At 67.2% G+C, this 7,462-nt stretch carries 5 protein-coding genes; 1 reads left to right on the forward strand and 4 read right to left on the reverse strand.

Features of this window, described 5'->3' with window-relative positions; all coding sequences use genetic code 11:
• The 4 genes from ACEN88_RS20160 to ACEN88_RS20175 all read right to left on the reverse strand — a co-directional run.
• Window positions 1–379 (reverse strand): rhodanese-like domain-containing protein (locus ACEN88_RS20160; RefSeq protein WP_413342392.1); only part of this gene is annotated, 379 nt, incomplete at its 3' end.
• A gap of 51 nt (window positions 380–430) precedes the next feature.
• Window positions 431–3,106 (reverse strand): EAL domain-containing protein, encoded by a 2,676-nt coding sequence (locus tag ACEN88_RS20165; protein ID WP_413342394.1) that lies wholly within the window; start codon window positions 3,104–3,106, stop codon window positions 431–433.
• 102 nt (window positions 3,107–3,208) lie between these two features.
• A complete protein-coding gene (locus tag ACEN88_RS20170) occupies window positions 3,209–5,794 on the reverse strand; it encodes a bifunctional aconitate hydratase 2/2-methylisocitrate dehydratase (protein WP_413342396.1) in 2,586 nt (861 codons plus the stop codon).
• A gap of 142 nt (window positions 5,795–5,936) precedes the next feature.
• Window positions 5,937–6,410, reverse strand: a complete 474-nt coding sequence (locus tag ACEN88_RS20175; protein ID WP_413342398.1) for an Lrp/AsnC family transcriptional regulator — start codon at window positions 6,408–6,410, stop codon at window positions 5,937–5,939.
• 85 nt (window positions 6,411–6,495) lie between these two features.
• Here ACEN88_RS20175 and ACEN88_RS20180 point away from each other — a divergent pair.
• Window positions 6,496–7,462, forward strand: a 967-nt coding sequence (locus ACEN88_RS20180) for a thiamine pyrophosphate-binding protein (protein ID WP_413342400.1), incomplete at its 3' end; no start/stop codon positions are given.

Consider the following 7,462-nt stretch of genomic DNA (forward strand, 5'->3'; position numbering starts at 1 on the left):
CCCACGCCGCGATCCCGCCGTCGAGCAGGCGGACGTCGGCGACGCCCGCGTACAGCAGCAGGTGCGCGACGCGCGCCGCCGCGAGGATGTTGCGGCCATACAGGACGACGGTGGTGTCGTGGCGTATGCCGTGGGCGAGCAGCACCCGCCGGAGTTCGGCGTCGGGGACCTTGTTCCACAACGGTCCGTGTTCGAACCACGTCGTGTCGAGGTAGCCGGCCCCGGGGAGATGGCCGGCCGTGTAGGTATCCTGCGCGTCGCATCCCGCTTCGAACACCCGCGAGCCACTGCCGGCGAGCGACATCACCCACGCGGGCGTGACGAGATGACGCCAGCGGGGCAGGTCGCGGCGCAAGCCGAAAAGAGGGATGCTGTTCAAGGGCGGAGGCAGAGGGAAGTGGCCGGAGGCCGTATGGTACAGGACCCGACGTCAAGTTTGATTGGTGATGAGGAACCGCGCGGCGAAGCTGGCCGCGCTGACGGGCGGCGACACGACGAAGCCCTGGATCTCGTGGCAGCCCTCGACGCGCAGGAACTCGAGCTGCTCTTCCGACTCGACGCCTTCGGCGATGACTTGCAGGTTCAGGTTCGCGGCCATCGCCAGGATCGCGCGCACGATCGCGCGGTCGCCCGCGTTGCGCGGCAGGTCGCGCACGAAGCTCTGGTCGACCTTGAGGCGGTCGACGGGCAGCTGCTTCAGGTAGGACAGCGACGAGTAGCCCGTGCCGAAATCGTCGACCGCCAGTTCCACGCCCATGCTCTTGATCAGGTGCAGCTTGCCGATCGCGTCGAGGGTGTCGGCGACGAACGCGCCTTCCGTGATCTCCAGTTCGAGCCGGTGCGGCGGCAGGCCGGACAGGACCAGCGCAGACCGCACCTGGTCGACGAAATCGGCCTGGCGCAGCTGGACGACGGACACGTTGACGGCGATGCGCAGCGGCACGGCGGTCCGGCCCCAGTCGGCCGCCTGGCAGCAGGCGGCGCGCAGCACCCAGTTGCCGAGCGCGACGATGAAGCCGCTTTCCTCGGCGACGTGGATGAACTCCTGCGTGGGCACCATGCCCCGGCCGGGGCGGTCCCAGCGCACGAGGGCCTCGGCACCGACGATACGGCCGTCCGCCAGCGAGCGCTGCGGCTGGTAGAACAGCTGGAACTCGCCGCCGTCGATCGCGTGGCGCAGGCCCGTTTCCAGGTCCATCCGGTGCTCGACCTGGCGCGCCATCGAGCTGTCGAAGAATTGCCAGCCGTTGCGGCCGGAGGCCTTGGCCCGGTACAGCGCGGTGTCGGCGCTGCGCACGAGGGCCTGGTAGTCCAGGCCGTCCTGCGGATACAGCGCGATGCCCATGCTGAGGGTGACGTACAGCTCGTGGCCGTCGAGCGCGATCTTGTCGGCGCAGGCCGCGTGGATGCGTTCGGCCAGGTGTTCGGCCTTGAGGGCGAGCCGGTGGCCGCCCTCGACGGCGATCGCGAATTCATCGCCGCCCATCCGCGCCAGCATGTCGGTTGGGCCGATGCAGTCGCGCAGGCGCTCGCCGATCCGCACGAGCACCTGGTCGCCGTGTTCGTGGCCGAGCGTGTCGTTGAGCGTGTTGAAGTTGTCGAGGTCGATCAGGACGAGCGCGACCATCGTCTTGTTGCGTTCCGCGAGCGCCAGTGCATGGTTGACGTGGTCGACGAAGGCGCGCCGGTTCGGCAGCCGGGTCAGCGGATCGACGTGGACCGCCTGGAATAGTTGCAGCTCCGACTGTTTCTGGCGCGTGACGTCGACCGTGACGCCGCGCACCTGCAGGTGTCCCGTCCCCGACCCGGCCAGCATGACGTTGCTGAGCAGCCAGATCTCCCTGCCGTCCGGCGTCATGAGGTGATGCTCGACCGGCTTGAGCAGGCCCGGTCCGTCCATGTCCAGCACGGGCTCGACGGTCTTGCCGTCCGGCGTCGTGCAGAGGCGGTCGCGCCAGAACGCGGGGTCCCGGATCCACTCGCCGGCCTTGTAGCCCGAGATGGCTTCGGCGTTGCCGCTGACGTAGGTGAAGTGGAACGCCGGCAGTTCCGCCTCCCAGACGACGCCGTCGATGCCGTCGACCAGCTCCTGGAACCGGCGGTGCGCCGTGTCCAGCTGGGCGTTGCGGCGGGTGAGGTTGTGTTGTGTTTCCTCGAGGTCGGCCAGGCGCAGCCACAGGAAGCGCAGCAATCCCAGCAGCAGCAAGGTGGACACGGCGCCGATGGCGGCCACTTCCCAGCTGCGCACGGCCCATGGGCGCAGCACCTCGGCGCGGGCGACGCTCGCCACCGCGACGACGTCCGATTCGGGCAGGCTCGCATAGCCGATCAGGCGCGGCCGGCCGTCGACCATGCTGCGTTCCGTTTCGTACACGCCGGACGGTGCCTCGGCCAGTTTGCGGAACAGGCCCGTCGTCGCCACGTTGCGGTCCATGACGTCGGCCCCGAGCGGTGTTTCCATGATCACCCAGCCGTCGCGCCGCAGCAGCATGAGGCGGCTGCTGTCGCCCAGCCGCAGGGTGCGGTAAAAGCGGTCGAAATAGGCCATGTCGACGCCGAAGCCGCCGATCATCTTCAGCGAGCCGTCCGGATGGTCGACCCGGCGCGCGACGGGGATCGTCCATTTGCCGCTGGTGCGGGAGCGGATCGAGCGGGCGACATGCATGCCGCGGCCGGGGTGGGAGGAGAGGTAGATGTAGTATTCGCGGTCGCGGCTGTCGATGGGCTGCAGCGGATACGTGGTGCTGCTGGCGCGCAGCCAGCCGTCGGGACCGATCAGGTTCAGGCTGGCGGCCTGCGGCGCCCCGTCCATCGCGGCGGCCAGGATGTCGTGGAGGTCGCGCTCGTCGGCGGGGGAGAGCAAGAGGCCGCGCCGGTCGATCTCGTCGAGCGCCCAGCGCAGGCGGGTGTCCGCTTCGCCGAAGGTGCGCAGGGCATGTTCGTCGAGCGTGGCGGCGATGTTGCGCATGTCCGATCCGGCCTGCGCGAGCGTGGAGCGGCGGTCCATGACGATCGCGGTCCCGGCCGACAGGATGTAGAGCAATGGCAGGATCAGCGCGAACAGCACCAGGCCGCGCCGCAGCTTGCGGATCGAGTTCAAGGCCATCGTCGTCCCTCCCCGTGGGATAGCACAGCCTGTAAATATCATACACGCCGCCCATGAAAAAAGGCTCCCGTCGGGAGCCTTTCTTTTGTGTCAACCCGCGCCTCAGACGGCGACGGTATCCGCCACGTCGCGGAACTCGCTGATCTGGTCGAAGTTCATGTAGCGGTAGATCTGGTCGGCGTTCTCGTTGATCACGCCGATATGCGCCATGTACTCTTCGCGGGTCGGGATCTTGCCCAGCGTGGAGCAGACCGCGGCCAGTTCGGCCGAACCCAGGTACACGCGGGTGTCGATGCCGAGGCGGTTCGGGAAGTTGCGCGTCGACGTCGACATCACGGTCGCACCCTTGCGGATCTGCGCCTGGTTACCCATGCACAGCGAGCAGCCCGGCATTTCCATGCGCGCGCCGGTGCGGCCCAAGGTGCCGTAGTGGCCTTCGGCCGTCAGCACCTGCTGGTCCATCTTGGTCGGCGGGGCGACCCACAGGCGGACCGGGATGTCGGTCTTGCCTTCCAGGAGTTTCGAGGCGGCGCGGAAGTGGCCGATGTTGGTCATGCACGAGCCGACGAACACGTCGTCGATCTTGTCGCCGGCGACGTCGGACAGCGTCTTGACGTCGTCCGGATCGTTCGGGCAGGCGACGATCGGTTCATGGATGTCGGCCAGGTCGATCTCGATGACGGCGGCGTACTCGGCATCCGCGTCCGGTGCCAGCAGGTCCGGCTTGGCCAGCCAGGCTTCCATGGCCTTGATGCGGCGCTCCAGCGTGCGGCGGTCCAGGTAGCCGTTCGCGATCATCCACTTCATCAGCGTGATGTTCGAGGTCATGTACTCGATGATCGGTGCCTTGTCCAGGTGGACCGTGCAGCCGGCGGCCGAGCGCTCTGCCGACGCGTCGGACAGTTCGAACGCCTGTTCGACCTTCAGGTTCGGCAGGCCTTCGATTTCCAGGATGCGGCCGGAGAAGATGTTCTTCTTGCCCTTCTTGTCGACGGTCAGCAGGCCTTGCTGGATCGCGTACAGCGGGATCGCGTTGACCAGGTCACGCAGCGTGACGCCCGGCTTCATCTCGCCCTTGAAGCGGACCAGCACCGATTCCGGCATGTCCAGCGGCATGACGCCGGTGGCGGCCGCGAAGGCGACCAGGCCCGAGCCGGCCGGGAACGAGATACCGATCGGGAAGCGGGTGTGCGAGTCGCCGCCGGTGCCGACGGTGTCCGGCAGCAGCAGGCGGTTCAGCCACGAGTGGATCACACCGTCGCCCGGACGCAGCGCCACGCCGCCGCGGTTCTCGATGAACGTCGGCAGTTCCTTGTGCATCTTGACGTCGACCAGCTTCGGATACGCGGCCGTGTGGCAGAACGATTGCATCACGAGGTCGGCCGAGAAGCCCAGGCAGGCCAGGTCCTTCAGCTCGTCGCGGGTCATCGGACCGGTGGTGTCCTGGGAGCCGACGGTGGTCATCTTCGGTTCGCAGTACGTGCCCGGGCGGATGCCCTGGCCTTCCGGCAGGCCGCACGCGCGGCCGACCATCTTCTGCGCCAGCGAGAAGCCGCGACCGGAATCGATCGGGTTCTGCGGCAGGCGGAACAGCGTCGACGGCGCGAGGCCCAGCGCTTCGCGCGCCTTGGCGGTCAGGCCGCGGCCGATGATCAGCGGGATGCGGCCGCCGGCGCGCACTTCGTCGAACAGCACGTCGGACTTGACCTTGAACTCGGCGATCGTTGCGCCGTTCTTCAGGGCCTTGCCGTCGTACGGACGCAGTTCGATGACGTCGCCCATTTCCATGTTCGACACGTCGACTTCGATCGGCAGGGCGCCGGCGTCTTCCATCGTGTTGTAGAAGATCGGGGCGATCTTGGTGCCGAGGCACACGCCGCCGAAGCGCTTGTTCGGGATGAACGGGATGTCTTCGCCCGTGAACCACAGCACCGAGTTGGTGGCGGACTTACGCGAGGAGCCCGTGCCGACCACGTCGCCGACGTAGGCGACCAGGTGGCCCTTGGCCTTCAGTGCCTCGATCTGCTTGATCGGGCCGATCTTGCCCGGCTCTTCCGGGTTGATGCCCGGACGCGGGTTCTTCAGCATCGCCAGCGCGTGCAGCGGGATGTCCGGGCGGGTGGTCGCGTCCGGAGCGGGCGACAGGTCGTCGGTGTTGGTCTCGCCGGACACCTTGAAGACGGTGAGGGTCATGCTTTCCGGGACGGCCGGACGCGACGTGAACCATTCGGCGTCGGCCCACGACTGGATCACTTCCTTGGCGTTGGCGCTGCCCTTGTCGGCCAGTTCCTTGACGTCGTGGAAGTAGTCGAACATCAGCAGGGTCTTTTTCAGGCCCTCGGCGGCGACCTTGCCGACGACGGCGTCGTCCAGCAGGTCGATCATCGGCTTGATGTTGAAGCCGCCGAGCATCGTGCCCAGCAGGCGCGTCGCCAGTTCGCGCGAGATCAGCGGGCTGGTTTCCTCGCCGCGGGCGATCTTGTTCAGGAACGCGGCCTTGACCTTGGCCGCGTCGTCCACGCCCGCCGGGACGCGGTTCGTGATCAGGTCGACCAGGAAGTCTTCTTCGCCCGCCGGCGGATTCTTCAGGAGTTCGACCAGGTCCGTGGTCTGGGCTGCGGACAGGGGCAGCGGGGGCACGCCGAGGGCGGCGCGTTCGGCGACATGGGTGCGGTATGCGGCTAACATGGGAAGCTCTTTCAGTCGTTTTGAAAATCAGGACAGCGGTTGCTGGCCCGGTACTGCCGATATTGTATCTCAAGTCTTCTATAAGACATAAGACGCAACTCGGTTAGCCGTGAAAGCTGCCCGGAAGTGTGGCGCCGGACCGTCAGGTGAGGGGCGTATCGACCTTCTTCAGCGTGCGCAGCACGAAGCTGGACTTGCTATGGCGGATGCCCGGGATGTTGTAAATGCGCTCGCGCAGCAGCCGTTCGTAGTCGCGCGTGTCCTTCACGGCGATGCGGATGAAGTAATCGTAGTCGCCCGAGATCAGCGCGGCTTCCAGCACTTCCGGGATCGATTCGAGCGCCTGGCCGAATTTGTACAGCGTCTCCTCGCTGTGACTGTCCAGCGTCACCTGGACGATCACCGTGTCGTTGTAGCCGAGGCTCGCCAGGTCGACTTTCACCGTGTACGCCTCCAGCAGGCCGCTGTCCGTCATGCGCTTGATGCGGTTCCAGCACGACGTCGTCGACAGGTTCACGGCGCTGCTGATCTCCTGCAGCGGCGTGCGCGAGTCCTTCAGCAGGATGGCCAGGATCCGCAGATCGACTGAATCGTAGATTTTTCTCTGATCTTCCATGATGGGTGAAAATTTTTCAGGATACGGTGAGATTATAGCGAAAATCATGAAGCACTTTCGGCGATAAGGTCGATAAAATTCAGGGATGAAAACACTTCCTCCCCTGACCGCCGCCCGCGTGCTGGTCGACACGCTGGTGGACTGCGGCGTCGACACCGTGTTCGGCTATCCCGGCGGCGCCGTGCTGCCGCTGTACGACGCACTCGCCCTCGACCGGCGCATCCGCCACATCCTCGTCCGCCATGAACAGGCGGCCGTCCATGCTGCCCAGGGGTATGCGCGTTCGACCGGGCGGCTCGGCGTCGTCTTCGTGACGTCCGGCCCCGGTGTCGCGAATACGACGTCCGGCCTGCTCGATGCGCTCAGCGATTCGGTTCCCGTGCTGTGCGTCAGCGGCCAGGTCGCGACCGGTGCGATCGGCACCAACGCGTTCCAGGAATGCGACGCGCTCGGCATCACGCGCACGGTCACGAAGTGGAATACGCAGGTGCGCGACGCCGGTGCCGTCGCGGCCACGATCCGGACCGCGGTCGCGACGGCGCTGGGCGGCCGGCCGGGGCCCGTGCTGGTCGACGTGCCGAAGGATATCCAGGCGGCCGAGGTGGCGGCCGCGCCCTCCGGTTCGTCCGCCGACGCTGTCCGGTCAAGCGTGCCGCGCGCCGCGCTCGAACAGGCCGCGCACCTGATCCGGCACGCGCGCCGGCCCGTGTTCTACGGCGGCGGAGGTCTCATCAACGCGGGCGACGCCGCCTGCGCCGCATTCGCCCGTCTCGTGCGCTGGAAGGATGCGCCGTGCACCCTGACGCTGATGGGGCTGGGCGCGTTTCCCGCGTCGGACCCGCGCTGGCTCGGCATGCTGGGCATGCACGGCACGCTGGAAGCGAACCTCGCGATGCACGAGGCGGATCTCGTCGTGTGCGTGGGCGCGCGCTTCGACGACCGCGTCACGGGCCACCTCGCGCATTTCTGTCCGGAGGCGCGCATCGTCCACGTCGACGTCGATCCCGCGTCGATCGGCAAGGTCGTGCGCACGGACGTGGGCCTGGTGGGCG

The sequence above is a fragment of the Massilia sp. CT11-108 genome (assembly GCF_047302915.1).
GTDB lineage: Bacteria > Pseudomonadota > Gammaproteobacteria > Burkholderiales > Burkholderiaceae_D > Telluria > Telluria orientalis.

Excerpts from the sequence above, each read along its gene's own strand:
- ACEN88_RS20165 (WP_413342394.1), bottom strand. The coding sequence starts at position 3,106 with ATGGCCTTGAACTCGATCCGCAAGCTGCGGCGCGGCCTGGTGCTGTTC.
- ACEN88_RS20170 (WP_413342396.1), bottom strand. The coding sequence starts at position 5,794 with ATGTTAGCCGCATACCGCACCCATGTCGCCGAACGCGCCGCCCTCGGC.
- ACEN88_RS20175 (WP_413342398.1), bottom strand. The coding sequence starts at position 6,410 with ATGGAAGATCAGAGAAAAATCTACGATTCAGTCGATCTGCGGATCCTG.